The sequence below is a fragment of the Mycolicibacter senuensis genome (assembly GCF_002101885.1).
GTDB lineage: Bacteria > Actinomycetota > Actinomycetes > Mycobacteriales > Mycobacteriaceae > Mycobacterium > Mycobacterium senuense.
The window spans coordinates 104,507-130,693 of sequence record NZ_LQPS01000047.1 but is presented as its reverse complement, the minus strand read 5'-3'; the positions used below and the strand labels follow the sequence as shown (position 1 = coordinate 130,693).

The following is a 26,187-nucleotide window of genomic DNA, read 5'->3' as shown; positions in this document are numbered from 1 at the left end:
GGAATCACTTACAGATCCCTTCCTGACACCTCCGGAGGTGTTTGTGAAGGACTACCCCGATCTATATCAACCGCCGCAGCGGATCCGAGCCCCGCTGCGGTCCAACGGGTCCGGTCCCAGCCCCAGATACTTCTCGCGCAGCTTGTCCCACAGCTCCAGCTGGCCCCACTCGGGTTCGTCGCGGATCTGCTGGTCGTTGGTGAGGAACGGGTTGGGCAGCATCAGCGTCATCATCTGCTCGTCACGACCGTTGAAAAGCCGCACCCCCCAGGACATCGGGTTGCCGTCCTTGCCGATCCGGCGATACAGCTCCGCCCGGGTACACCGGCGGATCCGGCCCAGCTCCGAGCCGCTGGCCCGGTGCTTGCCGATGCACAGGTGAAAGTGCCAGCGGCCGAAGTCGACCGTGGCGTAGCCGTCGAGCATCGCGATTTTGCGCGGCACATTCGGTGCGGCCACCTCCCAGGCGGCGCCCTGCATGATGATGCCGAACCAGATCTCGTCCCAGTACTCGTCGAAGCACAGGTGCAGCAGATCCAGCAGGCTCTGCTGATCGGTGGGCAGCGGCCACAACTGTTCGCGGCCACGGTCTTCGGTGTCGACGATCGGTGGATCGGCGACGATCTCGGTAGCGGTTTCGGTCATGTGGATCCCTTCCTATCGGGTGTGCGAACCTCAGGCTTACGGGTGAGCGCGCAGTCGATGCACAGCCCGCCGCCGGGGGTGCGGTAGAACAGGCAGCAGGTGGCTCGCCGGTAGTCGGTGTTGGAGCCGTTGAAACAGATTGTGCCGGTGAGACGTTCGTCTTCGCAGACGGTGCGGGCCAAGTCCCAGCAGGGCTCGGTCGCCAGTTGTGCGCCGCGATTCCCGTGCAGGGCTCGGGCGGCCCCCAGCGCAGCGGAGGCGGCATTGCCGTACAGCAGTCTCTCCGAGACCGGACCGAGTCGTCGCGTCGCGGCGGCCAGTGGCGTCAGGTGCTTGCTCAAGATCGTGTCGGCCAGCAGCGACTCCAGACCCGGCCCCTGCCAGGCCACCGGATCCGCCAGGTGCAGCCGCACTGTGCCCTCGGATTCGGAGTACCAGAGCTCATCGGGGTCAAGGTCCAACAACAGGCTGTGCTCGGCGAGCCCGCCCAGCCCGATCGACCACAGCCGCGCCGCGAAGCCGAGGAAGAAGGTCGAGGCGGCCACCCGAAAATCCGTTGCCCCGATACGATTCCGTACGTTGCCGACCGTGCCGGCGAGCAGCTCCTCGTCGGTATAGAGTTCGGCCACCGGACGCCAGCCGCCGCCTTCGACCGGCCCGGTGGACACCGCGAAATACGGGCTGACATCCGATAACCGGGCCAATGCGACTACCACCTCGTCTGCCGGCGCGCAGCGGTGCGGACTCGCGGGCAGGGCGCGCAGCCGCTGCGGCAGATCGCGGATGGCGGTGCGGTCCGTCGACGTCGCGCAGCGCAAGGTGACCGCGTCGGGATCGGTTGCGGTGACGAGAAGTTCACAGTTCTCACCTGGCTCGGCGCTGTCCCAGCCCTCCCGCGACAGCACCCGCAGCAGCGCGGTGCGCAACGGTTCGCCGGCGTCGATGCGCGCGGATCGGCGCTCACCGCCTTCGGTGCCGAACGCGAACATGCCGCTGGCCGGGTCGAAACGCAGGGTTTCGGTGTCGAACAACGCCCCGATGCGGCCGGACAGCATCAGCTCCTCGCCGACCGTATCGACCAGCGTGCCCGCCGGATCCAGCAGCCACACCCGGTCGGCCACCCGCAGCGCCAACTCCAGGTCGTGGGTGCTCAGCACCACCGCCAACTGCTGGTCGCGGGCCAGCTTGCGCAGCAGCCCGAACAGCCCGGCCCGCGACGACACGTCCAGGAACGCGGTCGGCTCGTCGAGGATCAGCAGGCCGGGCTGCTGCGCCAGCGCACGCGCGGTCAGAACGCGCTGACATTCACCGTCGGACAACTCCACGGCCGGTCGTGACGCCAGATGTTGTGCACCGGTCGCGGTCAGCGCCCAGTCGATGATCTCCTCGTCGGCGGCACGCAGCCGAGACCCCAAACCCAGGTGCGGGATGCGGCCGAGGCCCACCAGTGCCCGCGCCGACAGCAGGCCCGGGTCGATCCGCTCGGTCAGCACCACCGCGACCCGGCGGGCCAGTTCGTCGCGGGGCAGCCCGGTCAGGTCGGCGCCGTCCAGCAGCACCCGGCCGCCGAGTGCGGGCTGCAATCCGGCCAGGGTGCGGATCAGGGTGGACTTGCCGGCGCCGTTGGGCCCGATCAGCACGGTCAGCTCACCGCGGCGGGCCTGCGCGTTCAAGCCGGTCGCCACCGGCGTGGACCGGCGACGGTGCCGGTAGCCGATCGCCAGGCCGGCCAGTTCGACGGCGGGTGTCATGGGCGTCATGACGGCATCCCCGATCCGCGGCGGGCCCGCAGCAGCACGGTGATCACCACCGGTGCCCCGACCAGCGCGGTCACCGCGTTGATCGGGATGACCAGATCGCTGCCCGGGACCTGGCTGACGATGCCGCACCCGAGCGCGGCGACTGCACCCAGCAACACCACCGTCGGCAACACCACCCGGTGGTCGGAGGTGCCCACGGCGATGCGGGCCACGTGCGGAACCACCAGCCCGAGGAAGGCGATCGGCCCGCAGAACGCGGTCGTCACCCCCGCCAGCAGTGATGCCGAGGCGACCGTGACGATGCGGGCGCGGTGCACGTTGATGCCCATGGTCGCCGCGTAACTCTCACCGAGCAGCAGCGCGTTGAGCGGCCGGATCGTCATCGCCGCGGTGATCAGCCCGACGGCCACCAGCGGCAGTAGCAGGCGCAGGTCGGTCCAGCCGGTCGCGGCGAAACTGCCCAGACCCCACAGCAGGTACTGCTGCACCCGCTGCGGATCGGAGTACACCAGCGCCAGGCTCACCAGTGCGGTGCTGGCCGCGCCGATCATCACCCCGATCAGCAGCAGCGTCGCCGCCGAGCGGGTCCAGCGCGACAACACCAGCACCAGCGTCAACATCGCCGCCGCGCCGAGTGCCGCCGCGAGCACCTCCCCGGCGCGGCTGGCGCCGGTGGTGCGGAAACCGGCGCCGGCGGCACCACCGGCCAGCACCACCAGCGCCACACCCAGGCTGGCCCCGGAGCTGACCCCGAGGATGTAGGGATCGGCCAGGGTGTTGCGGAACAGGGTCTGCAGTTGCAGGCCGGCGACCCCGAGTGCGGATCCGGCGGCCAGCGCGGTGAGCACCCGCGGCAGCCGCATGTTCGCCACGATCACCTGCCAGCGTGGATCGGATGCTTCGGCACCGAGCAGCACCCGGACGGTGTCGGTCAGCGGTACCCGCACCGGCCCCAGCGCCAGGCCCAACAGGGCCAGCACCAGCACCGCGGAGATCAGCCCGGCCAGCACCAGCGTGGCGCGCCCGGGGCGCAGGGCGGCCGCCGTCATCGCGGCACCTGCCGGTAGAACTCGAAGCCGTGGCCCTGCGCGGCCAGCTCCGGGTGCAGAATCGCGACCAGGTCGCCGAGCAGCAGATCCGGTCGCGCGGTCCCGCGTTCCCAGTACAGATTGCCTCCCCCGGGCCCGATTGCCCTGGTCGCCGACCACACCTGGCCGGTGCGGACCGCGACGAGTTCGCCGTAGCGGCTGTCGCGTGCCACCGCGTCGTCGACGGTCGCCCAGTCGTCGGTGACCAGCCACAGCGGCGCGTCTGCCGCGCGGGTGTAGACCGATTCGAAATTCAGCTGCCGGCTCTCGGCGCCGTCGTCGGCAAGCCAGGGATAGGTCCCGCCGGCGTCGGCCACCAGCCGCCCGGAATAGCTGGCGCCGGTCGGCATGGACCAGTTGCCCGAGTACATGGTGCCGACCAGCACCTTGGTCGGCGCGGCCGCTGAAGCCTGCGCGGCCAGCGCCCGGTAGCGGTCACGGATGCCCTGGTAGATCTGCCCGGCCCGGCGTTCGGTGCCGGTCAGCGCGGCGAACACCTTGATCCACTCGGCGCGGCCCAGCGGGGTGGGCTCCAGCCATTCGGCGTCGGCGACCACCGGCAGGCCGGCCTCGCGCAGCTTGGGGTAGCCGGCATCGTCCATGCCCTGGGTGACCAGCGCGTCGGGACCGGCGTGCAGCACGCTTTCGATGTTGATCTGCCCGCCGGGTGCGTAGCCGACGGTCTCGCCGGTGTCGATGCGCTCGCGGATCTGCGGGTCGGCGACCGCGGCCGGGCTCGCCACCCCGGTGACCACGTCGGCCTTGTCGAGTTCGGTGATCATCGCCAGATGCGTCGTCGAGCCCGAATACAGGCTGCGCACCGGGACGGTGATGCGTTGGGCGGCAGCCAGTTCGCCGGTCAGTGCCGGAGTCGGCGCGCCGCAGCGCACCAACACATAGGACACCGGCTTGCCGCCGAGGTAGGGGCGGTGCACGGTCAGGATCTGGTAGCTGCGGTGGTATTCGAGGGCGAAGTTGGCGGCATCCGACAGCGTCGATTTGTCCGGAAAGTAGTCGGCGTGCGGATCGAAGTCGGTGATGCAGTCCTGCCGCCCGTCGGCGGTGCGGAAGGCGTGCTCGGCCGAGCAGCCGGCAAGCGCCAGCGCGATGGCCAGCGCTGCCGTCAGCGCAGGGACTACCCGTCGTGCACGAGGCATGGGCGTGCATCAGCTTCCTCGGGGTACACCGCCCCGGTTCGCAGGACGCGATGACGTGAGTCTCCTGGCTCTCGGATCACTGCTCGCCTCGCCTTCCAGTCCCAGTCGTGGCGGACCGTGGCCGATGAGGGTCACTCCCCGATGACAGTGGCGGGACCGCGCCGGATTCACACCGGCTTCCTCACTGTGTTGCCATCGCCTTACCGGCGACATTCTTGCATGCCGTGCTGGGCTAGGCTGGCCGCCGTCTCGTGGCGTCAGGAACCCGGTGGAATTCCGGGGCGGTTCCGCCACTGTGAGGAGCGCCGGTTCGCGCTCCGTCAGCCAGACACTGGCCGCGGGACACCCGACCGGATGGGGCGCGAACCCCGAGGAGGAACCCCGATGTCTGATGCCCGGCGCATCGCCTTGCTGTCCACGTCCGACACCGACCTGCTGTCGGCACGCGCCAGCGGGGCGGCCTACAACCTGGGCAACCCGGCGCGCCAGGACATCGAAGCGGTGCTCGACGGGGCGGATGTCGTGGTGCTGCGGATCCTGGGGTCGTCCGCGGAGATCGACGCCGAGCTGACGCTGCTGCGCGCCACGGGGCTGCCGGTGGTGGTGCTCGGTGGGGAGCGATCACCCAACGCCGAGCTGATGGAGTGCTCGACGGTCCCGATCGGGCTGGCGGCCCAAGCGCACGCCTACCTCGCCGAGGGCGGGCCGGCGAATCTGGCGCAGCTGCACGCGTTCCTGTGCGACACGGTGTTGCTGACCGGTGAGGGCTTCGATGAGCCGACGGTGATCCCGGAATGGGGATACGGGTCTCGCGAGCCGGTTGACGCACCCGATGCGGTGCGGGTCGGGGTGCTGTACTACCGGGCCCACGAAGTCAGCGGGAACGCCGGGTTCGCCCACGCGCTGGCCGACGCGATCGACGCCACCGGCCGGGCGGTCGGGGTGCCGATCTTCGCCGCGTCGCTGCGCAACGCCCCCGACGAGTTGTTCGACGCGCTGGGCACCCTGGATGCGGTGGTGGTCTGTATGCTGGCGGCCGGCGGCGCGATGAACGCCACCGCGACCGTGGGTGCCGGCGACGACGACGGCGCCTGGGACATCGAACGGGTCGCCGCGCTGGACATTCCGGTGTTCCAGGGACTGTGCCTGGCGTCGTCGCGGGCGGACTGGCAGGCCAACGATGACGGCGTGACCCCGCTGGATTCGGCCACCCAGATCGCCATCCCGGAGTTCGACGGCCGGATCATCACGGTGCCGTTCTCGTTCAAGGAGATCGACGACGACGGGCTGCCGCACTACGCCGCCGACGCCGAACGCTGCGCCCGGGTCGCCGGCGTCGTGGTCAATCACGCTGTGCTGCGCCGCATCCCGAACGATCAGAAGAAGCTGGCGCTGGTGCTTTCGGCGTACCCCACCAAGCACTCCCGGGTCGGCAACGCCGTCGGGCTGGACACCCCGGCCTCGGCGGTGCGGCTGCTGCACCGGCTGGCCGAGGACGGCTACGACGTCGGGGACGGCTTCGGGGTGCTGGACATTTCTTTGGACGACGAGGGGGTGACGCAAGCCGGGGATCGGCTGCTCCACACCCTGATCGAGGCCGGCGGCCAGGACGAGGACTGGCTGACCGCCGCGCAGTTAGCGGGTGCCCAGGTACGAGTGACCGCACAGCAGTACGCGCAGTGGACCGCCGAGCTGCCGGACGAGCTGCGCGACTCGATGACAGCGGCGTGGGGCCCGGCGCCGGGCACACTGTTCGTCAACGACGCCGGCGAGATCGTGTTGGCCGCACTGCGATCCGGCAACGTCGTGCTGATGATCCAGCCGCCGCGCGGCTTCGGGGAGAATCCGGTGGCCATCTACCACGACCCGGAGCTACCGCCGAGCCACCACTACCTGGCCGCATACCGTTGGCTGGCACACGGTTTCGGTGCGCACGCGGTGATCCACCTGGGCAAGCACGGATCCATGGAATGGCTGCCCGGCAAGACCGCGGCACTGTCGGCGGGCTGCGCCACCGACGCCATGATCGCCGACCTGCCGCTGATCTACCCGTTCCTGGTCAACGACCCCGGCGAGGGTGCGCAGGCCAAACGCCGCGCGCACGCCACCATCGTCGACCACCTGATCCCGCCGATGGCTCGCGCGGAGTCCTACGGCGACATCGCGCGGCTGGAGCAGCTGCTCGACGAATACGGCAACATCGCCACGATGGATCCGGGAAAGCTGCCGGCGATCCGCGGCGAGATCTGGAACCTGATGCGCGCCGCGGAGATGCACCGCGACCTGGGGCTGGATGAGCGGCCCGAGGATGAGGAGTTCGACGACTTCCTGCTGCACGTCGACGGCTGGCTCTGCGAGATCAAGGACGCCCAGATCCGCGACGGACTGCACGTGCTCGGCGGCGCCCCGGCCGGGGCCGAGCGGGTCAACCTGGTGCTGGCGATCCTGCGCGCCCCGCAGGTATGGGGCGGGGTGGACCACGCGGTGCCGGGATTACGAGCCGCACTCGGATTGAAAGACGATGCGCCGACCGCGGCGGTGGACGAGATCGAGGACCGTGCCCGGGAACTGGTCGAGGCCATGGAGACCGCCGGCTGGGACGTCGGGGTCACCGACACTCTGCACCCCGACCCCGAAGTGTGCCGGGTGCTGAGATTCGCTGCCACCGAAGTGGTTCCGCGGCTGGCCGGCACCGCGGCCGAGCTGGACTCGGTGCTGCACGCGCTGGCCGGCGGATTCGTGCGGCCGGGACCGTCCGGTTCGCCGCTGCGCGGTCTGGTCAACGTGCTGCCCACCGGGCGCAACTTCTACACCGTCGACCCGCGGGCGGTGCCGTCCCGGCTGGCGTGGCAGACCGGGCAGGCGATGGCGGATTCGCTGGTGCGGCGCTACCTCGACGAAACGGGCGGCTATCCGGAGTCGGTGGGGCTGTCGGTGTGGGGAACCTCGGCGATGCGCACCTCCGGCGACGATGTCGCGGAGGTGCTGGCCCTGCTCGGGGTGCGGCCCGACTGGGATGAGGCCTCCCGGCGGGTGTCCGGGCTGGCGGTCATCTCGCTGGAGGAGCTCGGGCGTCCGCGCATCGATGTGACGGTGCGCATCTCGGGATTCTTCCGGGACGCCTTCCCGCACGTGGTGACCATGCTCGACGATGCGGTGCAGCTGGTGGCGACGCTCGACGAGCCGGACGAGACCAATTTCGTGGCCGCCCACGCCCGCGCCGACCTGGCCTCCCACGGCGACCTGCGCCGGGCGACCACCCGCGTCTTCGGTTCCGCGCCGGGCTCCTACGGGGCCGGCATCCTGCAGGTGATCGAGTCCGGGACGTGGCGCGACGACAAGGATCTGGCCGAGGTCTACACCGCCTGGGGCGGATTCGCCTACGGCCGGGGGTTGGACGGCTGCGCGGCCGCCGATGACATGCGCGCCAACTACCGCCGGATCAAGGTGGCCGCCAAGAACATCGACACCCGCGAGCACGACATCGCCGACTCCGACGACTACTTCGTCTACCACGGCGGCATGATCGCCACGGTGCGGGCGCTGACCGGCGCAGACCCGAAAGCCTATGTGGGCGACTCGACGTCGACGGATGCGGTGCGCACCCGCACGCTGGCCGAGGAGACCGCCCGGGTGTTTCGGGCCCGGGTGGTCAACCCGCGCTGGATCTCCGCGATGCGCCGGCACGGCTACAAGGGCGCCTTCGAACTGGCCGCCACCGTGGACTACCTGTTCGGCTTCGACGCCACCGCCGGAGTCGTGCACGACTGGATGTATGAGAAGCTCGCAGCGGAATACGTGCTGGATCCGCAGACCCGCGAGTTCCTCGACAAGTCCAATCCGTGGGCGCTGCAGGGCATCGTGGAACGACTCAAGGAGGCCGCCGACCGGGGCCTGTGGGCCGACCCCGATCCGGAGACCATGGCGGCGCTGCAGCAGGCCTACCTGGACGTCGAAGGGGACTTGGAGGACCGCTGATGGCGCTGCAGGTCTGGATTCTGGGTGTCGGCATGGGCCCCCAGCACGTCACGGCCGAGGCCGCCGAGGTGCTGCGCAGCGTCGACTACGTGGTGGCACCCGAGAAGGCTTCCGACGACGGCTTGCTGGCGCTGCGGCACGCCATCATCGCCGCTTACGCCGATACGGTCCCGATCATCACCGTCGCCGATCCGCGTCGGGACAGCTCCCCGGGGTCGACCACAGCCGAATACGAGCGCGCTGTCGCCGCCTGGCATGGGGCCCGAGCGGCGCGCTACGCCGAGGTGCTGCGTGAGCGGGGCGGCACGGCGGCGTTTCTGGTCTGGGGCGACCCATCGCTGTACGACTCGACGATCCGGATCGTGCAACAGGTGAAAGACCTTGGCGTGGAACTGGATTTCCAGGTGTTGCCCGGTATCAGCGCCCCGCAGCTGCTGGCCGCCCGACACCGGATCGTGCTGCACCCGGTGGGCCGCCCGGTGCACATCACCACCGGGCGGCGGCTTTCGGCGGCGGTTGCTGAAGGTCAGGACAATATCGTCGCGATGCTCAACCCCGACGGGCTGGAGCTTTCCGCGCTGGCCGACTGGACGATCTGGTGGGGTGCCAACCTCGGCGCCGCGGGGGAGCGGTTGGTGCACGGCCGAGTCGGCGACGTCGCAGAGCAGATCGCCGACGCCCGCCGCGCAGCCCGCGCCGAGACCGGCTGGGTGATGGACATCTTCCTGGTGCGCAGGCCCTGATGGCCGGGCTGCTGATCGCCGGAACCACCAGCGACGCCGGCAAGACCGTGGTGGCCACCGGGTTGTGCCGGGCGCTGGCACGTCGCGGCGTGCGGGTGGCACCGTACAAGGCGCAGAACATGTCGAACAACTCGATGGTGTGCACCGGCGCCGACGGGACCGCTACGGAAATCGGCCGGGCGCAATGGGTCCAGGCGCTGGCCGCCGGCGCAGCCCCCGAGCCGGCGATGAACCCGGTGCTGCTCAAACCCGGCAGCGACCAGCGCAGCCATGTGGTGCTGCTGGGCCGGCCCTGGGGGGCGGTCTCATCGTCGGACTGGCGGGAGGGACGCCGGGCGTTGGCCGAAGCCGCCCACGCCGCCTACGACGACCTGGCGGCCCGCTACGACCTGATCATCGCCGAGGGTGCCGGCAGCCCGGCCGAGATCAACCTGCGTGACAGCGATTTCGTGAACATGGGGCTGGCCCGCCACGCCGATCTGCCGACGGTGGTCGTCGGAGACATCGACCGGGGCGGGGTGTTCGCGGCGTTCTTCGGCACCGTCGCGTTGCTCGACGCGGCGGATCAGGCGCTGGTCGCCGGGTTTATCGTGAACAAGTTCCGCGGTGATGCCGGGCTGCTGGAACCGGGGCTGCGGGAACTGGAGGGACTCACCGGCCGTCGGGTCTTCGGCACCCTGCCGTGGCATCCGCAGCTGTGGCTGGATTCCGAGGACGCCCTGGACCTGGACGGCAGGCGCTCGGCGCGGACCGGGGCGCGACGGGTGGCGGTGATCCGGTTGCCGCGGATCAGCAACTTCACCGATCTGGACGCCCTCGGCCTGGAACCCGATCTCGACGTGGTGTTCGTCTCCGACCCGCGCGGACTGTCCGATGCCGACCTGGTGGTGCTGCCGGGGACCCGCGCAACGGTGTCCGATCTGGGCTGGCTGCGCTCGCGCGGACTGGATGCCGCGATCGTTGCGCACGCCGCAGCGGGCAAGCCGGTGTTGGGGATCTGCGGCGGTTTTCAGATGCTGGGCCGGTCGATCCGCGACCCGGAGGGCATCGAGGGCGCACCGGGCCAGGTGGCCGGCCTGGGTCTGCTGGACATCGAAACATGTTTCGGCGCAGACAAAGTGCTGCGGCTGTCCGACGGCGGATACGAGATACACCACGGCCGGATCAGCCGGGGCGAGCGGGTGCAGGACTTTCTCGGCGGCGTGCGTGCCGGTCGGGTGTTCGGCACCATGCGGCACGGAAGTTTCGAAGGGGACCCGCTGCGCGCCGAGTTCCTCGCCGAAAGCCTCGGGATGGAACCCTCCGGGGTGTCGTTTCCGGGCGCCCGCGAGCACCGGCTCGACTTGCTGGCTGATCTGGTCGAGCAGCACCTGGATGTCGATGCCCTGCTGGAGTTGACGCGCGGCCGGCCGCCACCGGGTCTGCCGTTCTTGGCGCCGGGGGCACCGTGACGCACGTGTTGCTGCTCGGCGGGACCGCCGAAGCCCGAGCGCTGGCCGACCGGCTGGTGGCTGCCGGCGTGGATGTCACCACGTCACTGGCCGGCCGGGTGGCCAACCCGCGGCTGCCGGCCGGGGCGGTGCGCATCGGCGGATTCGGCGGAATCGACGGTCTGCGTGCGGCATTGGCCGACTACGACGCCGTCATCGACGCCACGCACCCGTTCGCCACCACCATGTCGCGCAATGCGGCCGCCGCCTGTTCGGCTGCGGGCCGCCCGCTGCTGCGGCTGGAGCGGCCCGGCTGGGCGGAGCGGGCCCGGCCGTCCTGGCGGTGGGTCGATTCCCATGAACAGGCCGCCGTCGTCGCGGCCGGGGTAGGCCGGCGGCCGGTGCTGACGATCGGGCGCCAACAGCTGGCGTCCTACCTGCCGGCGCTGGCCGATGCGGCGGTGTTGGCACGAGTCGTCGACCCGCCCTCGATCACGCTGCCGCCGAGTTGGACGGTGGTCACCGACCGGGGGCCGTATGCGTTGCCGGGCGAACTCGCGCTGCTGCGCGATCACCGCGCCGATGTGGTGGTGACCAAGGATTCCGGGGGCGAGTACACCTGGCCGAAGATGTTGGCCGCCGAGGAACTCGGGATTCCGGTGGTGATCGTGCGCCGCCCGGCCCGGCCGGCGGGAGTGCGATGCGTGTACGACGTCGCGCAGGCGTTGAGCTGGGTGCTAACCGGCCACTGACCAGAGCTGCAGGACGGTACCGGCGGTCAGCAACCCGACGACCTTGACCACCTCCAGCCCGGCGTAGGCGTAGTGGGCCTGAGAGCGTTCGCGCATCCCCCCGGGTGGTGCCGCGGGGGCCGCCAGCACCGCATCGGAGCGACGACGCAGCCGGGGACGTACGAACAGTGATTGCAGCAGCAGCATCGTCACCGCCACGCTGATCGCCGCCAGCGCCAGCCGCCCGGGCGGATGCGTGACGACCGCGACCACCACCACCGTCGCCAGCACGATCTCGACGGTGTTGAGGGCACGGAACACCAGCCGGCCGATGCCCAGCCCCAGCTGCAAGGTGATCCCGGGCGCCCGGAACTTCAGCGGCGCCTCGATGAACGAGATCGCCAGCACCATGCCCAACCAGGCGAAGACGACTGCCGCCGCGATTGCACCCATGTCGCTGCTGCCTCCCGAGTTAGCTGTGTCCGTCGGTTGCAGACAAAGCTATCTGTGTCGCGAAGTAACAGACAAGGGTCTTTGGGCGGTAATCCCGGCCACACTCGCCTCGGGCAGACTGACGGGCGTGATTGTGGAACACGGAGTGCTGCCCATCCGCCCCGGCCGCGAAGCCGAGTTCGAAGCGGCGTTCGCCACCGCGCGCCCGCTGATCGCGGCGCAGCCGGGCTTTCAGGGGATTTCGATGTCCCGGTCGATCGAGTCGCCGAACCTGTATCTGCTGCTGGTGCAGTGGGACAGCGTCGAGTCGCACACCGAGGGCTTCCGGAAGTCGCCGGAGTTCGCGCAGTGGCGGGAACTGCTGCACGAGTTCTACGAGTCCCCGCCGGTAATCGAGCACTTCGCCGCGATCGGGTAGGGATGATGGACCCATGGACGCGAAGCGAACCCTGGAATTCAATGCCCGCAACATCGCGGAGTTCCGCGGCAGCGGGGGCAAGCTGGGCGGTGCGTTCGAGGGCGCGCCGGTCCTGCTGTTGACCACCACGGGTGCCAAATCCGGGCAGCCGCGCACCAGCCCGATGATGTACCTGCCCGAGGGCGAACGGATCATCGTGTTCGCCTCCAACGAGGGCAAGGACAACCATCCCAGCTGGTACCACAACCTGCGGGCGAACCCGTCGGCCACCGCCGAGATCGGCACCGAGACCTTCCCCGTCACCGCCACCGAGATCACCGGCACCGAACACGACCGGCTCTACGACATCCAGGCGCAGCGCTATCCCGGCTTCGCCGGGTACCGGGAACGCACCGAGCGGGTCATCCCCGTCATCGAGCTGACCAGAAGCGCCTCGTAGCTCAGCTGCCCCCGCAGCGCAATGCCGATGTGGCCGCAGCGATCCATCGCCGCCAGCCGCGCTCGGCCGAGCGCGGAAGCTCACGCGGAGGTGAAGACTCCGCCAGTTCCTTGACTCTGGGGTCGACTGGGCGCCCGGTCCTTTTGCTGGCTTCGACTGCGACGCGCGCGGCGGCCCTGCGGACTTCGAGCCGGGACGCTGACTCGCGGCGTTCTGACGCCTCAGGCGTTTGCTCGGCTGGCATTCGCGTCCTCCTCGCCGACATCGTCTACAGCAGCATGTTCCGAGATCACCTGGACGATGTCGTTGTCATCGACGGTTGCCAGTCTAGACCGGATCAGGGTGTGCAGAATGGACCAGCCGAGACGGCTTGGCTGTCGTTGTCGCTGAATGTCCGCTCAAAAGCCCAGGTGGTGCGTCGCCACCATTCGCTGCGCCGGTCGGCGCGGTTCTTCTGTTGCCAGGTGGCGATGACGCCGACGGTCGCCAGACCGCCGACGATCAACGTCACCCAAGATTGCGGAGGCATGGTCCCGAAGCTAAAGCCCGGGCAGCTCCCAGGCGGCACCGGCAGTCCGTGTCGGGCCGCAACTGCAAATCAATCCGTAACTGTGGATAACATTGCGCCCGTGACTCACCGCGCCTACGTGCACGACGCGGTGGTGCAGCTGCACCGTGGAGGCAGCCCGAATGCGCCCGGCGGCGCCATCACCAAGGCGCTGTGCGGCAGCTGGAATCACCGCCCGCCTTGCCCACTGGCGCCACACCACACCGCCCATCACGTCTCCGGTGATGAGGTCACGCTGCGGGTCCTGTTCGCCGCCGACACCGCCGACGAACCCCGGGTCCGACAGTTGATCGATGACGCGCTCGCCGCCGGAGAGCTGACCGGCCCCGACGGGCTGGTGACGAGATGGCGGCTGAAATCCGCTGCCGCCGGCCTGGTCCGGCCGGACGAGCACGACCACGTCACCGAACTGATCGCCCACCACTGAGCCGCGGGCACTGTCGGTGGCCGAGTGCATGATCGAGTCATGAAAGATATCCGACGATTACTCGGCCCCGTCATAGCAGCTATACCGGCGTGGGCTGCGCTGGGTTTCGGATTTCCCACACCGTCGGCCAACGCCGACTCCGGCACCGAACCCAGCGGCTGTTACAGCTCACTGCCGTGGGCGGTGTGCAATCAGCCGTGGAACAACTACCCGCCCGGCTCCTGGAGTTTCAACCCCGGACCGCGCCAGTGGGGCCCGCAGGGTTACGTGCCGTGCATGCCCCAGAACGGCTGCGACGGCTGACTCAGTCGCGTACGTGCGGCAACCGCGACCGACGTTCCATGAAGGTCTCATCGGGTGCGGCGAAGCCGAACGTCTCGTACAGCCCGTGCGCATCGGCGGTGTGCAGCATCCAGCGGAAGTCGCGGCCCGGTCCCTCGTCGACCATCACCCGCAGCAAGCCCCGGCCGATGCCGCGACCGCGCTCGGCTGCCGCAACGTACACGTCGGCCAGATACGCCATGGCCGCACCGTCGGAGAACGCCCGGCAGAAACCCACCATCGCCCCATCGTCGGCCCGGTAGGCGCCTACCAGCCGCCACGCCTCATCGAGTTGACGATCGAACATGGCGCGGTCACGATACTTCGCCCAGTAGGTGTGCTCGGTCAGCTCCTGCCAGAGCCAGTCACGATCCACCCGCGCACTCGCCGTGGAGAATTCGACGGAGCCGGACATACCTACCTCCTCGTCTTACGGATCAGACACCACACCACCGCGCCGGCCACTGTCGCGGCGCCCACCCGCCGGGCCAGCCGCACCGCCCGGGGAATGTCGGCGAGCACGGGAGCCCGCCCGTGCCCCAGCAGCGCCCGGTCCTCACGCCGATTCCCGTCGTAGATGTTGACACCCCCGAGCTGCAGACCCAGGGCCCCGGCGAAGGATGCCTCCACCACCCCGGCGTTGGGGCTGGGATGGTGACGGGCGTCGCGACGCCAGGAGCGCAGTGCGCCAACGGGATCGGGGCCGAAAGCAGCGGCAAGAACACCGGTCAGCCGAGACGCGGGCAGGCCCAGCAGATCATCGAGCCGGGCCGCCGCCCAGCCGAATCGTTCGTAGCGGGCGTTGCGGTGGCCGATCATCGCGTCCAGGGTGTTGACCGCCCGATGCGCCACCAGGCCCGGAACCCCGGCCACCGCACCCCACAGCAGCGACGCCACCACCGCATCCGACGTGTTCTCCGCGACGGATTCGGCCACGGCGCGGGCGATCTCGTCCGGACCCAGCATGGCGGTGTCACGCCCGACCAGGCTGCGCAGCTGAACGCGCGCCCGCTGCAGGTCGCCGGCCGCCAAGAAGTCATGCACTGCGCATGCCTCGCACTCCAGGGACCGACCGCCGAGCACCGCCCAGGTAGCCGATGCGGTGAACAGCAGCTGTGTCAGCCGGCTCCGCACCGCGCGCTCGCCCAGATACGCCAGCCCGGTCACACCGCCGACCAGCACCAGGACGTGGGCGATACCGCTGGCCCGGCTGTCGCGGTACAGCCGCCGCTCCACCGCCAGCGCGCACGTCCCGAATCCGGCGACCGGGTGCAGCCGGCGCGGATCACCCCAGGCGCGATCGGCGGCGTAGCCGAGCAGCAGCCCGAGCGCCCGGGCCGTCGTCACCCCAGCACCTGATCCAGCGCGGCCAGCAACCGGTCGGTCAACTCCGGGGGACGCACGGCGATCCGCACCCATGACTCGTCCAGGCCGGGAAAGGTGTCGGCCCGTCGCACCGCGATGCCGTTGTCGCGCAACGCCGCATGCACCCCGCGACCGACCCGGGCCAGCACATAGGGCGCCACCCCGGCAACGAACACCACCGCGCGCGTAGCCAGGCCCGCCGTCAACACTTCGCGCCACGATTCCAATTGCCGTGCCCGGCATTCGCTTTCCGTCATGGCCCGCTCATCGGAGCAGGACAGCATGGCTGCCAACGCCGGCGCCGACACCGACCAGGGGATCTGCAAACGTGCGGCTTCGGCGAGCACCGCGGCGTCGCCGAGCAGATATCCGGCCCGAATTCCGGGGATCGACCAGTGTTTGGTCAGGCTGCGGCTGACCAGCAGTCCGGGAAGCTGTTCGCCGGCCAGGCTTTCCGGCTCGCCGGGCACGGCGTCCAGGAACGCCTCGTCGACCAGCACGACCCGGCCGGGCCGCAGCAGCCGACGCAACGCCGACGCCGGATGCAGCACCGCGGTGGGGTTGGTCGGATTTCCGACGACGACGAGGTCGGCCTCCTCGGGCACCTCCTCGGGATGCAGGGCGAAATCGTCCGCGGCCCGGCACAAGACCGTGTGCACGGTGTGGCCGGCGGCGATCAGCGCGGCATGCGGCCCGGTGTACTGCGGGTGTATCACCACCGGGCGTCGCCACCGGCGCAGCCGGGCCACCAGGTCGAAGGCCTCCGACGCCCCGGCGGTGGGCAGCACCTCGCTGCGGCGACGAGCATGCCGGTCGGCCAGTGCAGCGCGGGCGGCCGACACGTCGGGGTACGCCACGGCATCGTCCAGGGCGGCATGCAGGGCGCCGTCGAGCCAGTCCGGGCGCGGCCCGGCGTACACGTTCACCGCGAAATCCAGCAGGCCGGCACCGGTTTCGGTGTCGCCGTGATGATGCAGGTCTTTCGGGTCTTTGCCGCGGAAGCCGTGCACCGCGTCGGCGAATCGTTGCGCCAACCGCGGATACCCGGCCCAGTGGGTGTGCAGGTAGGACGCGTGCAGGCTCGGCCCGGCGATGCCCTCCGGACCGTCGGGCAACTGCCAGGCAGCGTCGACCGGGCGAGAGAAAACCACACCGGTGCGGTGGAATTCATGCCCGTTGATCGTCTCGCCGATTCGCGCCAGCAGATTGTCGGCGGGCGCGGTGGCGCTCCGGTAGCCCAGCGAGAGTCGCGGTGTCATCGTCGCGGCGCCCGGCAACGCCCCGACCCCGGCGAGCTCGTCGACACTGCGGCACAGGTAGGCCAACCCGCCGCATTCGGCGACGGTCGGAACCCCCGCGGCGATCGCCGCCCGCAACGCAGCCAGCAGCGCGGTGTTGGCGGCCAGTTGCCCGGCGTAAACCTCCGGGAACCCGCCACCCAAATAGATGCCCGCGGTGCCGACCGGCAGCTGAGAGTCGGTGAGCGGGTCGAAGCAGACCACCTCACAGCCCGCCGCGCGCAGCAGTTCGAACGTCTCGGTGTAGCCGAACGTGAAGGCCTGCCCACCGGCAACGGCCACCACCGGGCGAGCCGAAGACGCAGCACCTACCTCGACGTAAGGATCCCAGGCGAAACCGGCCAAGTCCGTTGCGTCCCGGGCGATGTCCAGCACGGCATCGAGATCGGCATGCTGCTCGATCAGCCCGGCCAGCCGGGCCGGCATCGCAGCGGACTCGTCGCGCTCGGCGGCCGGCACCAACCCCAGATGCCGAGACGGCGTCTGTACATCCGCGTCGCGGGGCAACACCCCGAGCACCGGAATACCGCTGGGGCGCAACGCGGCGACGACTTCGTCGGCGTGCCGGGCGCTGCCTGCCCGGTTGAGGATCGCCCCGGCCACCCGCACGTCCGGGTCGAAACCGGCCAGGCCCGCCACCACCGCCGCGTGCGTGCGGGAGGCGTGCGAGATGTCGACGACCAGCAGCACCGGGGTCGTGGTCAACGCGGCGATGTGGGCGGTGGAGGCCTCACCGCCGCTACCGAGTCGGCCGTCGAAAAGCCCCATCACGCCTTCGATCACCGCGATATCCGCGCCGGCCGCCCCGTGCAGCAGCAGCGGCACGATCCGCTCGGCGCCGACCAGCACCGGGTCGAGATTGCGGGCCGGACGCCCGGTGGCCAGCGCGTGATACCCCGGATCGATGTAATCCGGGCCGACCTTGTGACCGCTGACCTGCAGGCCGCGCGCGGCCAGCGCCGCCATCACCCCGACCGCCACGGTGGTCTTGCCGTGCCCGGACGCCGGCGCGGCCACGATGACCCGCGGCAGCGTTACCATTCGATCCCGCGCTGGCCCTTCTGGCCGGCGTCCATCGGATGCTTGATCTTGGTCATCTCGGTGACCAGGTCGGCGATCTCGACCAGCCGGGGATGAGCGCGTCGCCCGGTGATGACCACGTGCTGGTGGCCGGGCCGATCGCGCAAGGTCTCCACCACGTCGTCGACGTCGACCCAGCCCCAGTTGATCGGGTAGGTGAACTCGTCGAGCACGTACAGGTCGTGGGTCTGCTCGGCCAGCCGGCGTTTCACCTCGGTCCAGCCGGCCAGCGCGTCGCCGGCGTGATCCTCGGTGCTGCCGGTCTTGCGGCTCCACGACCAGCCCGAGCCCATCTTGTGCCACTGCACCGGGCCGCCGTCGCCGGTCTGGTCGTGCAGGGCGCCGAGCCGCTCCAGCACCGCCTGCTCACCGACCCGCCACTTCGCGGATTTCACGAACTGGAACACGCCGATCGCAAAGCCCTGGTTCCAGCCGCGCAGCGCCGTCCCGAACGCCGCGGTGGACTTACCCTTGCCGTCGCCGGTGTGCACCATCAGCAGCGGCCGATTGCGGCGCTGCCGGGTGGTCAGATTGTCGTCGGGCACCGTCAACGGTTGTCCTTGCGGCATCAGGCGGCTCCCTTTCCGGTGACGTCACGAACAATGCCGCTGAGCGCCTCGGCGCTGACCTGCGGCAGCGGCACGTAGTCGGCCCGCAGTTGCTCGGCCAGGGTGCGTGCCAGCCCGAGCCGCATCCGCCCGCTCTCACAATCGACGACGACGGCCGAGAACCCATGTTCGGCGAGCTGCTGAGCGGCCTGCTGCGACCGCCCGACCGGATCGGCGCCGGCGGTGGCCCGGCCGTCGGTCAGCACCACCAGCAGCGGGCGAGACGCCGGGTCGCGCAGCCGTTCCCGGCGAATCACCTCATTGGCTTCGAGCAGTCCTTCGGCCAGCGGCGTGCGGCCCCCGGCGGGCAGCTCGTCGAGTCGCACCGCGGCGATCTCCACCGACCCGGTCGCGGGCAGCGCCACGTCGGCACCCGTATCGCGGAACGTCACCACCGCCACCCGATCCCGGCGGCGGTAGGCGTCGAGCAACAGCGACAGGATCGCGGTCTTGACGTGCCGCATCCGCTCGGCGGCGGCCATCGACCCGGAAGTGTCCACGACGAACAGCACCAGGTTGGCCTCCCGGCCCTCCCGGACGGCGCGGCGAAGATCGGCGGCCTGCAGCAGCATCGGGCCGTCGACCCGGCCTCGGGCGCCCTGATGCGGGGCGGCGGCCCGTAGCGTCTCGAACAGGTGCAGGCCCCCGGCGGCGCCGATGGCGGTGGCACCCACCCGGCGCCCGGAACTGGTGCGGGCCCGGCTGCGCCGGCCGGCACGGCCGGAGCCGACCCCGTCGACGGTGAAAAGCCGTGCCCGGTAAGGGGAGTCAGCCCCGACGGTCGAGGTGGTGCCGGGTTTCGCCGGCGCGGGCCCGTGTTGCTCGGGTGGTACGGCGTTGCCGCCGTCCGGTGGACCGTCGGGCTCGGGGCCGTCGGGATCCGGGTCTGGCTCCGGGCCGGAATCCGGCGGCGGCAGTAGCTCGTCGAGTTCGGTTTCATCGAGTCCCGGTGCGTCAAACGGTTTGCGCCGCCGCCGATGCGGCAGTGCCAGCCGGGCGGCCACCCGCAGATCCTCGACGTTGACCGCGTCGCGCCCCTGCCAGGCGGCATGCGCCACCGCGGTACGGGCACAGACGATGTCGCCGCGCAGGCCGTCCACGTCGAACGCCGCGCAGATCTCGCCGATCCGCACCAGCGCGGCGTCGGTGAGCTCCACCCGCGGCAGAAGTTTCTGGGCGTTGCGGATCCGGGCCCGCAGCCGTTCCTCGGCGTCGGCGTAGTCGCGCGCGAAGGCCTCGGGATCGGCGTCGAACGCCAGCCGCCGGCGGACCGCCTCGGCGCGCAGCGCCGGATCGCGCGGCGCGGACACCTCGACCGTCAGCCCGAATCGGTCGAGCAACTGCGGGCGCAGCTCGCCCTCCTCGGGATTCATCGTCCCGACGATCACGAAACGGGCGGCGTGGGTGACCGAGACCCCGTCGCGTTCCACGGTCAGCCGGCCCATGGCGGCCGCGTCGAGCAACAGGTCCACCAGGTGGTCGGCGAGCAGATTGACCTCGTCGACGTAGAGGATGCCCCGGTTGGCCCGCGCCAGCAGCCCGGGCTCGAACTCCACCACGCCGGCGCCCAGCGCCCGCTCCAAATGGATGGAGCCGACCACCCGGTCCTCGGTGGCCCCGACCGGAAGCTCCACCAGCCGCACCGGACGGGTCTGCACGGCGGCGCCGGCGGGGAACGGACCGTCGGGGGAGAGCGGGTTCGCCTCTGCCGGATCGGAGGAGAACCGGTCGCCGGCCACCACGTCGATGGGCGGCAGCACCTGGGCCAGCGCCCGTACCAGCGTCGACTTGGCGGTGCCCTTCTCGCCGCGGATGAGCACCCCGCCGATGCCGGGGGAGATCGCGCTCAGCACGAGCGCTAGGGCCATGTCGTCGAGGCCGCCCGACGTGTCCGGGTCGCCGCCGAGCACGGCAGGAAACGGGTACAGCTGTTGCATTGAGGCTCCGCTCGTGATGCCGGTGTTGGCAACGCGAAGCCGGTATTCGGACTGACCGTGACGCCTCGGAATGCGCCGCGGAACACCGTAGCGGGCCTGTGTCGGACTCACACCGACTTCCCTGGCAGTTCGCGCCGATACCCTAACACCGTGCCCACCCAAGCCCCTCACGTCACCGTTGTCGGGATCGGCGCCGACGGCTGGGCCGGCCTGGCCGAGCCGGCGCGTGCAGCGGTCGAGGCCGCTGACGTGGTGATCGGTGCGTCGCGCCACCTGGACCTGCTGCCGGCCGTCGACGGCCAGGAACGGCGCAGCTGGCCCTCGCCGCTGCGGGCCGGACTCCCGGCGCTGCTCGACGGTCTGACCGGACGCCGGGTGGCCGCGGTGGCCTCCGGGGATCCGCTGCTGTCCGGGGTGGGCAGCATGCTGATCGAGATGCTCGGCGCCCGGCGGGTCACCGTGATCCCGGCGCTCTCCTCGGTGACGCTGGCCCGCGCCCGGTTGGGCTGGTCGGCGGAGTCGGTCGCGGTCATCAGGGCCGGCGATGTGCACGCGGTGCTGCGCGAGCTGGCGCCGGGGCGGCGAGTGCTGGTGCTCTCCGCCGACGAGACGACGCCCGGGCAGGTCGCCGCCCTGCTGGCCGAGCACGGTTACGGAGCGAGCCGGATGACGGTGCTCGGTGACCTGGGCGGCGACGCCGAGTCACGGCTGGACAGCACCGCCGAGACGTTCGCGGGTCCGGCGCCGCGGCTCAATATCGTCGCCGTCGAACTCGACGGGCCGCTGCCGGCCGGTTGGACGGCCGGGCTACCCGATGACGCCTACGACCACGACGGGCAGCTCACCAAACGGGACCTGCGGGCCGCCGCGCTGGCGCGACTGACACCGGCGCCCGGACAGCTGCTGTGGGATGTCGGTGCGGGCGCCGGCTCGGTCGGCATCGAATGGATGCGTGCCCATCCGAGTTGCCGAACCGTCGCCGTCGAAGCCGATCCGACCAGGGCGCAACGGATCTCGGGCAACGCCGCCAGGCTCGGGGTGCCCGCGCTGCGCGTCGTCAACGGGGCCGCCCCGGAGGCGTTGGCCGACCTGCCCGCCCCGGACGCGGTCTTCATCGGCGGCGGGCTGAGCCGGCCCGGGCTGCTGGCGGCCTGCCTGACGGCACTGGGATCCGGTGGCCGGCTGGTCGCACACGGCGTCACCCTGGAAAGCGAGGCGCTGCTGGCAGCGGCCTATCGCGAGCACGGCGGCGAGCTGAGCCGCATCCAGGTCGAACACGCCGCCCCGCTCGGTTCCTTCACCGGCTGGAAGCCGGCCCGGGCGGTCACCCAGTGGGCGCTAACGGTGTCTGCTTGACGACGATGATCCGGCGAGCTCCTGCATCGGCTTGTCGGCAAGGCGTCGATGCGTGGTGTTCTGTGATGCAGCCGCGTTTGCCCGGATGAGCGCCACGCTCGGCGTGAGAAACCTCAGGCCTATGATCTCGGTGTGTAGTCGTGATCCGCGCAGCAGCTTCGCAAACAGCGGAGCGTATGTCGCAGCGATCGCCTCGCGTCCCTTGTAGTGGTGGCCCAGGAATGTGACGTAGTCAGCGTCGCGCGTGAACACGGCAGCGTAAGCCTCGGGATCTCCGGCGTCCCAACCCGCGACTTGGCGATCGAGAAGCTCTCGGATCGCCGCCTCATCGCTCTCGTCGCGGTCCGGTGGTGAGTCCGGTCCATTCTTCGACATGGTGCTTCCCTCTGCTGGATTCGTTGCCGTAGAACAGCGTGCCCGCCCAACGTCTAACCATTGCGGGTTTCGGCGTGATCTTTCGCAGTGGTTACACGTTCGACGGGTCAGTGGTTTGCGACTAGAGTCCCCGGTCCCGCGCCGGATCGTAGAGATGACTCTCGCCGCCGCACGGATCGGGCAGTTCGGCCACCGCGCGGCCGACCAGGATCACCGCGGCCGACCGCAGCCCCGCCGCCTCGACGTCATCGGCGATGTCGGCGACGGTGCCGCGCAGTACGCGTTCATCGGGTTGCGACGCCCGGTAGACCACCGCGACCGGGCAATCCGCGCCGTAGTCGGATTCCAGCCGGCCCATCAGTTCTCGTATCCGGGTGATCGCCAGGTGCAGTACCAGCGTGGCCCCGGTCGCGGCGAACGCGGTCAGCGATTCGCGCGGCGGCATCGCGCTGGAGGCGGCCTGCACCCGGGTCAACACCACCGACTGCGTCACCAGCGGCACCGTGAGCTCGCGCCCGAGCACCGCGGCCGCCGCCGCATAGGCCGGCACGCCCGGCGTCACCTGCCACGGCACCCCGGCCGCATCGAGCCGGCGGGTCTGCTCGAAGACCGCGCTGTAGAGCGACGGATCGCCGGAGACCAGCCGCACCACCCGCCGGCCCGCCCGGTGCGCGGTCACCAGCAGGTCGGCGATCGCATCCAGGTCCAGCCTGGCGGTGTCGACGAGTTCGGCTGTGGCGCAACAGTGATCGAGCACCTTCGGATCCAGGTAGCTGCCCGGGTAGAGCACCACGTCGGCGTCGGCAAGCAGTCGGGCGGCCCGCACCGTCAGCAGGTCCGCAGCTCCCGGGCCGGCGCCGACGAACTGGACCGCTAGCGCACCCATCGCGGCGTCCAGACCCGTCCACCCGTCACCCGTGTCGACGACGACCCCACCAGGACAAGGCATTTCATGTCGATCGCGTCGGTGTCCAACTCGCCCAGCGTGGTGACGGTCAGCGACTCCGATTCCCGGCCGACGTCGCGGCCGACCACCACCACGGTCGAGCCGTCACGATGCTCCAACAGCACCTTGCGGGCCAGCGCGATCTGGTCGGGCCGGGCGCGCGAGGCCGGGTTGTAGATCGCCAGCACCAGATCGGCGTCGGCGATCGCCCGCAACCGTGACTCGATCACCGGCCACGGCTTGAGCCGATCCGACAGGCTCAGCACCGCGAAATCGGCGCCGATGGCGGCACCGGCAGCCGCGGCGACCGCCTGCACCGCGGACACCCCCGGCAGCACCCGCACCGAAACCTGTTGGTATCGCTCGCCATCGGCCGCCTCGGACATCGCTTCGAATACCGTCGAGGCCATCCCGAACACGCCGGCGTCCCCGCCGGAGACCACCGCCACCTTCTCGCCGCGGGCGGCCAGATCCAGCGCGAGCCGGGCCCGGTCCAGTTCGACGGTGTTGCCCGAGGAGTGCCGCTGCAGGCCGGCGCGCTGCGGCACCCGCGCCAGGTAGGGGCCGTAGCCCACCACGTGATCCACGGTGGCCAGCGCTGCGGCGGCCTCGGCGGTCAACCAGTCCTCGGGTCCGGGTCCCAGCCCGATGACCAGCAGTTCGGCCGGCTCGCTGACCGGCTCGACTTTGGCCGCAGCCCGGTCTTCGGGCTTGCGGGAGCGCTGCCCGTTGCGGGAGTCTCCGTCGACCACGATCAGCGACAGATAGGGCACGTCGTCGGTCTCGGCCATGGCGGTCACCGGCAGCCAGCGCTGCTGCGGATGACTGGCCCGCTCCACGTAGTAGGCGTGCTCGAGACGGCCGGCGGCGACCAGCGCACGGTGCACGGCGGGGAAGGTGCGGCCGAGCTTCATGATGATGGCGCCGTCGGTGTCGGCCAACCGCATCGCCAACTCGTGCTCGGGCAGCGTGCCCGGCAGCACGGTCAGCACGTCGGTCTGGCGCACCAGCGGCATCCCGATCGCGGCGGTGGCGGCGCTGAAAGCCGGTACGCCGGGGATGATCTCGGTGTCGAAGCGGGTCGACAGCCGGTCGTGCATGTACATGAACGAGCCGTAGAACAGCGGATCGCCCTCGGTCAGCAGCGCCACCGTGCGGCCCGCACTCAGGTGGGCGGCCAGCCGTGACGCGGAGGCCTCGTAGAAGTCCGCGAGCGCCCCGGCATAGCCGCCGGGGTGGTCGGTGACCCCGGTGGTGACCGGGTAGCGCAGCTCCTCCTCGATCACGCCATTGCGGATCAGGTCGGCGGCGATGGTGCGCGCATAGGAGTTCTTGTTGACCCCGGCGTGGTAGGCCACCACGTCGGCGTCGGCGATGATCCGGGCCGCCTTGCGGGTGATCAGTTCCGGGTCGCCGGGGCCCAAGCCCACCCCGTAGAACGTGCCGCTCACTCGTTGTCCGAAGCCAGGGCGTTCAGCGCCGACGAGGTGATCGCCGAGCCGCCGCGGCGGCCGCGCAGCGTCACGAACGGGATGTCGATGCCGTGCTCGGCGTGCAGTGCGGCCAGCGCCGCCTTGGACTCGGCGGCGCCGATGAACCCCACCGGACAGCCGACGATCACCGCGGGGCGCGGCCCGCCGTCCAGGATCAGCTCCAGCAGGTGAAACAGCGCGGTGGGGGCGTTGCCGATCGCGACGACGGCACCGGCCAACTCCGGCTCCCACAACGAGACCGCCGCCGCCGAGCGGGTGGTGCCCCACTCGGCGGCCAGCGCCGGAACCCGCTCGTCGTGCAGGTGGCAGCGCACCTCGTTGCGTGCGGGCAGCCGCCCGGCCGTCACCCCGACCGCCACCATCCGGGCATCGCAGAAGATCGGCGCGCCGGCGTCGAGGGCGGCGCGGCCGGCAGGCACCGCCTCGGGGTGGATCAGCAGGTCGGCGGCGACGTCGGTCTGCCCGGCACCGTGGATCATCCGGACCGCGAGCCGCTCGGCAGAGGCCGGGATGTGCGACAGGTCGGACTCGCGCCGGATGGTGGCGAACGATTCGACGTAGATGGCCGGACCGTCCTCGAGGTAGGAATACCGCTTGGTGGGACGGCTAGCGGGCCTCGTCACGGATTCATCTCCTGTGCATCGGGAATGAAGACACCCTGCCACGGCGTCACCACCAGCTCGGTGTGCGCCGGCAGCGAGCGCGCATGCTCCGGCGTGAGTATCCCGCCGGGGACCGGCACGTGGGCGCCGCCGGGCACCGGACCGTAGGGTAGCGGACCCGACGGTGCGGGCAGCCGTGGATCGGCGGCGACTCCGGGTGCCAGCGCGGCGGGCAGCTCCCGGATGTGCCACGGCGCGTCGGGGCCGCTGCCGCGGGCGCCCTGGAATGCCGCCGCCAGCGCGGCCAGCCGTTCGGCGGCCTCGGCGATGGTCACCACCGCGCCCCAGTTGTCGCCGATCCGGAGCTGCGCCAGCGCGGCGGAGAGCGCCACCAGCCCGGCATCGGTGGCCCGGTCGATCAGGTCGCCGCGGCCGTCATCGAGAACGAACAGGAAGCGCCCGGGCAGGTGTGCCAGTCGCGGATCGCCACACAGCAGCGCGTCGAGCCGCGCCGAAACCGGGCGTAGGTCGACACGCCCGCCGGCATGCCCGGTCTGCGGCGAGACCAGAATGTTGCGGACCAGTTCGTGGCTGCGCGACGGCAGCAGTCCGGTCGACTCCAGGGCGGCCACCACGTCGGGCGTGAGCCCTCCGCCGTGCCCGGGCAGCCCCCGCAGCTGCAGGTTGGCTCGCTTGGTCAGGTAGACCGAGCCGTCGCCGAACTCGGCGCTGACTTGCAGCAGCTGTTCCAGTGCCGCCACGGGCAGCCGTCCCCCGACGAGGCGCAACCGGACCAACAGGCCGTCGTCGGCCGGCCACGGCCGCAGCACACCGGGGCACCGGTCCGCCCTGGCCCTCATCGGTCGCATCCGTCACGCTCGGGAGGGCGGGTGTCAGTTGCCCGCCTCGCAGCGACAACACCAGGCCGGTTGGTTGGGTGGGCGCGGGCGCTCGGGTGCACCGCTTGAT

At 70.8% G+C, this 26,187-nt stretch carries 25 protein-coding genes and 3 riboswitches; of the genes, 9 read left to right on the top strand and 16 right to left on the bottom strand.

The window, feature by feature from the left end:
* Positions 1-66: 66 nt before the first annotated feature.
* Genes AWC24_RS18665 through AWC24_RS18650 form a run of 4 tightly spaced genes read right to left on the bottom strand, consistent with a single transcriptional unit; the run spans position 67 to position 4,650 of the window.
* Positions 67-645: a DUF7676 family protein gene (locus AWC24_RS18665; RefSeq protein ID WP_085087797.1), complete on the bottom strand. Its 579-nt coding sequence runs from the start codon at positions 643-645 to the stop codon at positions 67-69.
* Entirely contained in the window at positions 642-2,405 is a 1,764-nt protein-coding gene (locus AWC24_RS18660) for an ATP-binding cassette domain-containing protein (RefSeq protein WP_234807434.1), read from the bottom strand. The genes AWC24_RS18665 and AWC24_RS18660 overlap by 4 nt, the downstream gene beginning before the upstream one ends.
* Positions 2,402-3,454 carry a FecCD family ABC transporter permease gene (locus AWC24_RS18655; protein ID WP_085087791.1) on the bottom strand — a complete coding sequence of 351 codons (1,053 nt, stop codon included), beginning with the start codon at positions 3,452-3,454 and terminating at the stop codon, positions 2,402-2,404. Before AWC24_RS18655 ends, AWC24_RS18660 begins: the two co-directional genes overlap by 4 nt.
* Positions 3,451-4,650, bottom strand: a complete 1,200-nt coding sequence (locus AWC24_RS18650) for an ABC transporter substrate-binding protein (RefSeq protein WP_085087788.1) — start codon at positions 4,648-4,650, stop codon at positions 3,451-3,453. Before AWC24_RS18650 ends, AWC24_RS18655 begins: the two co-directional genes overlap by 4 nt.
* A gap of 37 nt (positions 4,651-4,687) precedes the next feature.
* Positions 4,688-4,880: riboswitch (cobalamin riboswitch) on the bottom strand.
* A gap of 5 nt (positions 4,881-4,885) precedes the next feature.
* A riboswitch (cobalamin riboswitch) is annotated at positions 4,886-5,004 on the top strand.
* Between the two features lie 30 nt (positions 5,005-5,034).
* Between AWC24_RS18650 and cobN the strand changes: the two genes are divergently transcribed.
* Genes cobN through AWC24_RS18630 form a run of 4 tightly spaced genes read left to right on the top strand, consistent with a single transcriptional unit; the run spans position 5,035 to position 11,553 of the window.
* Positions 5,035-8,628: a cobaltochelatase subunit CobN gene (gene cobN, locus AWC24_RS18645; protein WP_085087785.1), complete on the top strand. Its 3,594-nt coding sequence runs from the start codon at positions 5,035-5,037 to the stop codon at positions 8,626-8,628.
* Positions 8,628-9,371 carry a precorrin-6A synthase (deacetylating) gene (gene cobF / locus AWC24_RS18640; protein ID WP_174813590.1) on the top strand — a complete coding sequence of 248 codons (744 nt, stop codon included), beginning with the start codon at positions 8,628-8,630 and terminating at the stop codon, positions 9,369-9,371. Before cobN ends, cobF begins: the two co-directional genes overlap by 1 nt.
* Positions 9,371-10,822 (top strand): cobyric acid synthase, encoded by a 1,452-nt coding sequence (locus AWC24_RS18635; RefSeq protein WP_085087782.1) that lies wholly within the window; start codon positions 9,371-9,373, stop codon positions 10,820-10,822. Before cobF ends, AWC24_RS18635 begins: the two co-directional genes overlap by 1 nt.
* Entirely contained in the window at positions 10,819-11,553 is a 735-nt protein-coding gene (locus AWC24_RS18630) for a cobalt-precorrin-6A reductase (RefSeq protein ID WP_085087780.1), read from the top strand. Before AWC24_RS18635 ends, AWC24_RS18630 begins: the two co-directional genes overlap by 4 nt.
* Here the strand turns inward: AWC24_RS18630 and AWC24_RS18625 are convergent.
* On the bottom strand, positions 11,539-11,985 hold the full coding sequence (locus AWC24_RS18625) for a hypothetical protein (RefSeq protein WP_085087777.1): 447 nt from the start codon (positions 11,983-11,985) through the stop codon (positions 11,539-11,541). The two genes, AWC24_RS18630 and AWC24_RS18625, sit on opposite strands and share 15 nt — an antisense overlap.
* 127 nt (positions 11,986-12,112) lie before the next feature.
* Between AWC24_RS18625 and AWC24_RS18620 the strand changes: the two genes are divergently transcribed.
* Both AWC24_RS18620 and AWC24_RS18615 read left to right on the top strand, forming a co-directional pair.
* Positions 12,113-12,403, top strand: coding sequence for an antibiotic biosynthesis monooxygenase family protein (locus AWC24_RS18620; protein ID WP_085087774.1), 291 nt, complete (start codon positions 12,113-12,115; stop codon positions 12,401-12,403).
* 13 nt (positions 12,404-12,416) lie between these two features.
* The gene (locus tag AWC24_RS18615; protein WP_085087772.1) at positions 12,417-12,842 is read left to right on the top strand and encodes a nitroreductase family deazaflavin-dependent oxidoreductase; all 426 of its coding nucleotides are present in this window, start codon (positions 12,417-12,419) and stop codon (positions 12,840-12,842) included.
* A gap of 337 nt (positions 12,843-13,179) precedes the next feature.
* Here the strand turns inward: AWC24_RS18615 and AWC24_RS23170 are convergent, their stop codons facing one another.
* Positions 13,180-13,371 (bottom strand): hypothetical protein, encoded by a 192-nt coding sequence (locus AWC24_RS23170; protein ID WP_234807433.1) that lies wholly within the window; start codon positions 13,369-13,371, stop codon positions 13,180-13,182.
* 100 nt (positions 13,372-13,471) lie between these two features.
* On the opposite strand from AWC24_RS23170, the gene AWC24_RS18605 reads away from it, so the two are divergent.
* Positions 13,472-13,837: a hypothetical protein gene (locus AWC24_RS18605; RefSeq protein ID WP_085087769.1), complete on the top strand. Its 366-nt coding sequence runs from the start codon at positions 13,472-13,474 to the stop codon at positions 13,835-13,837.
* A 39-nt stretch (positions 13,838-13,876) separates the two neighbouring features.
* Entirely contained in the window at positions 13,877-14,140 is a 264-nt protein-coding gene (locus tag AWC24_RS22240) for a hypothetical protein (protein WP_133054431.1), read from the top strand.
* A 1-nt stretch (position 14,141) separates the two neighbouring features.
* On the opposite strand, the gene AWC24_RS18600 is transcribed toward AWC24_RS22240, so the two are convergent.
* From AWC24_RS18600 to AWC24_RS18580, 5 genes are read right to left on the bottom strand one after another with little or no spacing between them, the layout of a single operon-like run.
* A complete protein-coding gene (locus AWC24_RS18600) occupies positions 14,142-14,573 on the bottom strand; it encodes a GNAT family N-acetyltransferase (RefSeq protein WP_085087767.1) in 432 nt (143 codons plus the stop codon).
* A 2-nt stretch (positions 14,574-14,575) separates the two neighbouring features.
* A complete protein-coding gene (locus AWC24_RS18595; protein WP_234807432.1) occupies positions 14,576-15,505 on the bottom strand; it encodes a cobalamin biosynthesis protein in 930 nt (309 codons plus the stop codon).
* Positions 15,502-17,862: a bifunctional hydrogenobyrinic acid a,c-diamide synthase/histidinol phosphate aminotransferase CobBC gene (cobBC, locus tag AWC24_RS18590; protein WP_165757763.1), complete on the bottom strand. Its 2,361-nt coding sequence runs from the start codon at positions 17,860-17,862 to the stop codon at positions 15,502-15,504. The genes AWC24_RS18595 and cobBC overlap by 4 nt, the downstream gene beginning before the upstream one ends.
* Positions 17,856-18,470 (bottom strand): cob(I)yrinic acid a,c-diamide adenosyltransferase, encoded by a 615-nt coding sequence (gene cobO, locus AWC24_RS18585; protein ID WP_085087764.1) that lies wholly within the window; start codon positions 18,468-18,470, stop codon positions 17,856-17,858. The genes cobBC and cobO overlap by 7 nt, the downstream gene beginning before the upstream one ends.
* On the bottom strand, positions 18,470-20,446 hold the full coding sequence (locus tag AWC24_RS18580) for a magnesium chelatase subunit D family protein (protein ID WP_085087761.1): 1,977 nt from the start codon (positions 20,444-20,446) through the stop codon (positions 18,470-18,472). Before AWC24_RS18580 ends, cobO begins: the two co-directional genes overlap by 1 nt.
* A 20-nt stretch (positions 20,447-20,466) precedes the next feature.
* A riboswitch (cobalamin riboswitch) is annotated at positions 20,467-20,614 on the bottom strand.
* On the opposite strand from AWC24_RS18580, the gene cbiE reads away from it, so the two are divergent.
* Positions 20,597-21,802: a precorrin-6y C5,15-methyltransferase (decarboxylating) subunit CbiE gene (cbiE, locus tag AWC24_RS18575; protein WP_163705303.1), complete on the top strand. Its 1,206-nt coding sequence runs from the start codon at positions 20,597-20,599 to the stop codon at positions 21,800-21,802. (Overlaps the previous riboswitch by 18 nt.)
* On the opposite strand, the gene AWC24_RS18570 is transcribed toward cbiE, so the two are convergent.
* The 5 genes from AWC24_RS18570 to AWC24_RS18550 form a co-directional block, all read right to left on the bottom strand.
* Positions 21,785-22,177 (bottom strand): SgcJ/EcaC family oxidoreductase, encoded by a 393-nt coding sequence (locus AWC24_RS18570; protein ID WP_109560555.1) that lies wholly within the window; start codon positions 22,175-22,177, stop codon positions 21,785-21,787. The genes cbiE and AWC24_RS18570 overlap by 18 nt on opposite strands.
* 121 nt (positions 22,178-22,298) lie before the next feature.
* A complete protein-coding gene (cobM, locus tag AWC24_RS18565) occupies positions 22,299-23,063 on the bottom strand; it encodes a precorrin-4 C(11)-methyltransferase (RefSeq protein WP_085087758.1) in 765 nt (254 codons plus the stop codon).
* Entirely contained in the window at positions 23,051-24,574 is a 1,524-nt protein-coding gene (cobJ, locus tag AWC24_RS18560) for a precorrin-3B C(17)-methyltransferase (RefSeq protein WP_085087755.1), read from the bottom strand. Before cobJ ends, cobM begins: the two co-directional genes overlap by 13 nt.
* A complete protein-coding gene (locus AWC24_RS18555) occupies positions 24,571-25,239 on the bottom strand; it encodes a precorrin-8X methylmutase (protein WP_085087753.1) in 669 nt (222 codons plus the stop codon). The genes cobJ and AWC24_RS18555 overlap by 4 nt, the downstream gene beginning before the upstream one ends.
* Positions 25,236-26,078, bottom strand: coding sequence for a ferredoxin-like domain-containing protein (locus AWC24_RS18550; protein ID WP_234807431.1), 843 nt, complete (start codon positions 26,076-26,078; stop codon positions 25,236-25,238). Before AWC24_RS18550 ends, AWC24_RS18555 begins: the two co-directional genes overlap by 4 nt.
* Between the last annotated feature and the right edge of the window lie 109 nt (positions 26,079-26,187).

What these genes read in the sequence shown, in the direction of transcription:
- AWC24_RS18600 (WP_085087767.1), bottom strand. Translation starts at nt 14,573, where the DNA reads ATGTCCGGCTCCGTCGAATTCTCCACGGCGAGTGCGCGGGTGGATCGT.
- AWC24_RS18550 (WP_234807431.1), bottom strand. Translation starts at nt 26,078, where the DNA reads ATGAGGGCCAGGGCGGACCGGTGCCCCGGTGTGCTGCGGCCGTGGCCG.
- AWC24_RS18625 (WP_085087777.1), bottom strand. Translation starts at nt 11,985, where the DNA reads ATGGGTGCAATCGCGGCGGCAGTCGTCTTCGCCTGGTTGGGCATGGTG.
- AWC24_RS18570 (WP_109560555.1), bottom strand. Translation starts at nt 22,177, where the DNA reads ATGTCGAAGAATGGACCGGACTCACCACCGGACCGCGACGAGAGCGAT.
- cobM (WP_085087758.1), bottom strand. Translation starts at nt 23,063, where the DNA reads ATGGGTGCGCTAGCGGTCCAGTTCGTCGGCGCCGGCCCGGGAGCTGCG.
- cobBC (WP_165757763.1), bottom strand. Translation starts at nt 17,862, where the DNA reads ATGGTAACGCTGCCGCGGGTCATCGTGGCCGCGCCGGCGTCCGGGCAC.
- AWC24_RS18655 (WP_085087791.1), bottom strand. Translation starts at nt 3,454, where the DNA reads ATGACGGCGGCCGCCCTGCGCCCCGGGCGCGCCACGCTGGTGCTGGCC.
- cobN (WP_085087785.1), top strand. Translation starts at nt 5,035, where the DNA reads ATGTCTGATGCCCGGCGCATCGCCTTGCTGTCCACGTCCGACACCGAC.
- AWC24_RS18650 (WP_085087788.1), bottom strand. Translation starts at nt 4,650, where the DNA reads ATGCCTCGTGCACGACGGGTAGTCCCTGCGCTGACGGCAGCGCTGGCC.
- cobF (WP_174813590.1), top strand. Translation starts at nt 8,628, where the DNA reads ATGGCGCTGCAGGTCTGGATTCTGGGTGTCGGCATGGGCCCCCAGCAC.
- AWC24_RS18665 (WP_085087797.1), bottom strand. Translation starts at nt 645, where the DNA reads ATGACCGAAACCGCTACCGAGATCGTCGCCGATCCACCGATCGTCGAC.
- AWC24_RS18660 (WP_234807434.1), bottom strand. Translation starts at nt 2,405, where the DNA reads ATGACGCCCATGACACCCGCCGTCGAACTGGCCGGCCTGGCGATCGGC.
- AWC24_RS18615 (WP_085087772.1), top strand. Translation starts at nt 12,417, where the DNA reads ATGGACGCGAAGCGAACCCTGGAATTCAATGCCCGCAACATCGCGGAG.
- AWC24_RS23170 (WP_234807433.1), bottom strand. Translation starts at nt 13,371, where the DNA reads ATGCCTCCGCAATCTTGGGTGACGTTGATCGTCGGCGGTCTGGCGACC.
- AWC24_RS22240 (WP_133054431.1), top strand. Translation starts at nt 13,877, where the DNA reads ATGAAAGATATCCGACGATTACTCGGCCCCGTCATAGCAGCTATACCG.
- AWC24_RS18580 (WP_085087761.1), bottom strand. Translation starts at nt 20,446, where the DNA reads ATGCAACAGCTGTACCCGTTTCCTGCCGTGCTCGGCGGCGACCCGGAC.
- AWC24_RS18635 (WP_085087782.1), top strand. Translation starts at nt 9,371, where the DNA reads ATGGCCGGGCTGCTGATCGCCGGAACCACCAGCGACGCCGGCAAGACC.
- cobO (WP_085087764.1), bottom strand. Translation starts at nt 18,470, where the DNA reads ATGCCGCAAGGACAACCGTTGACGGTGCCCGACGACAATCTGACCACC.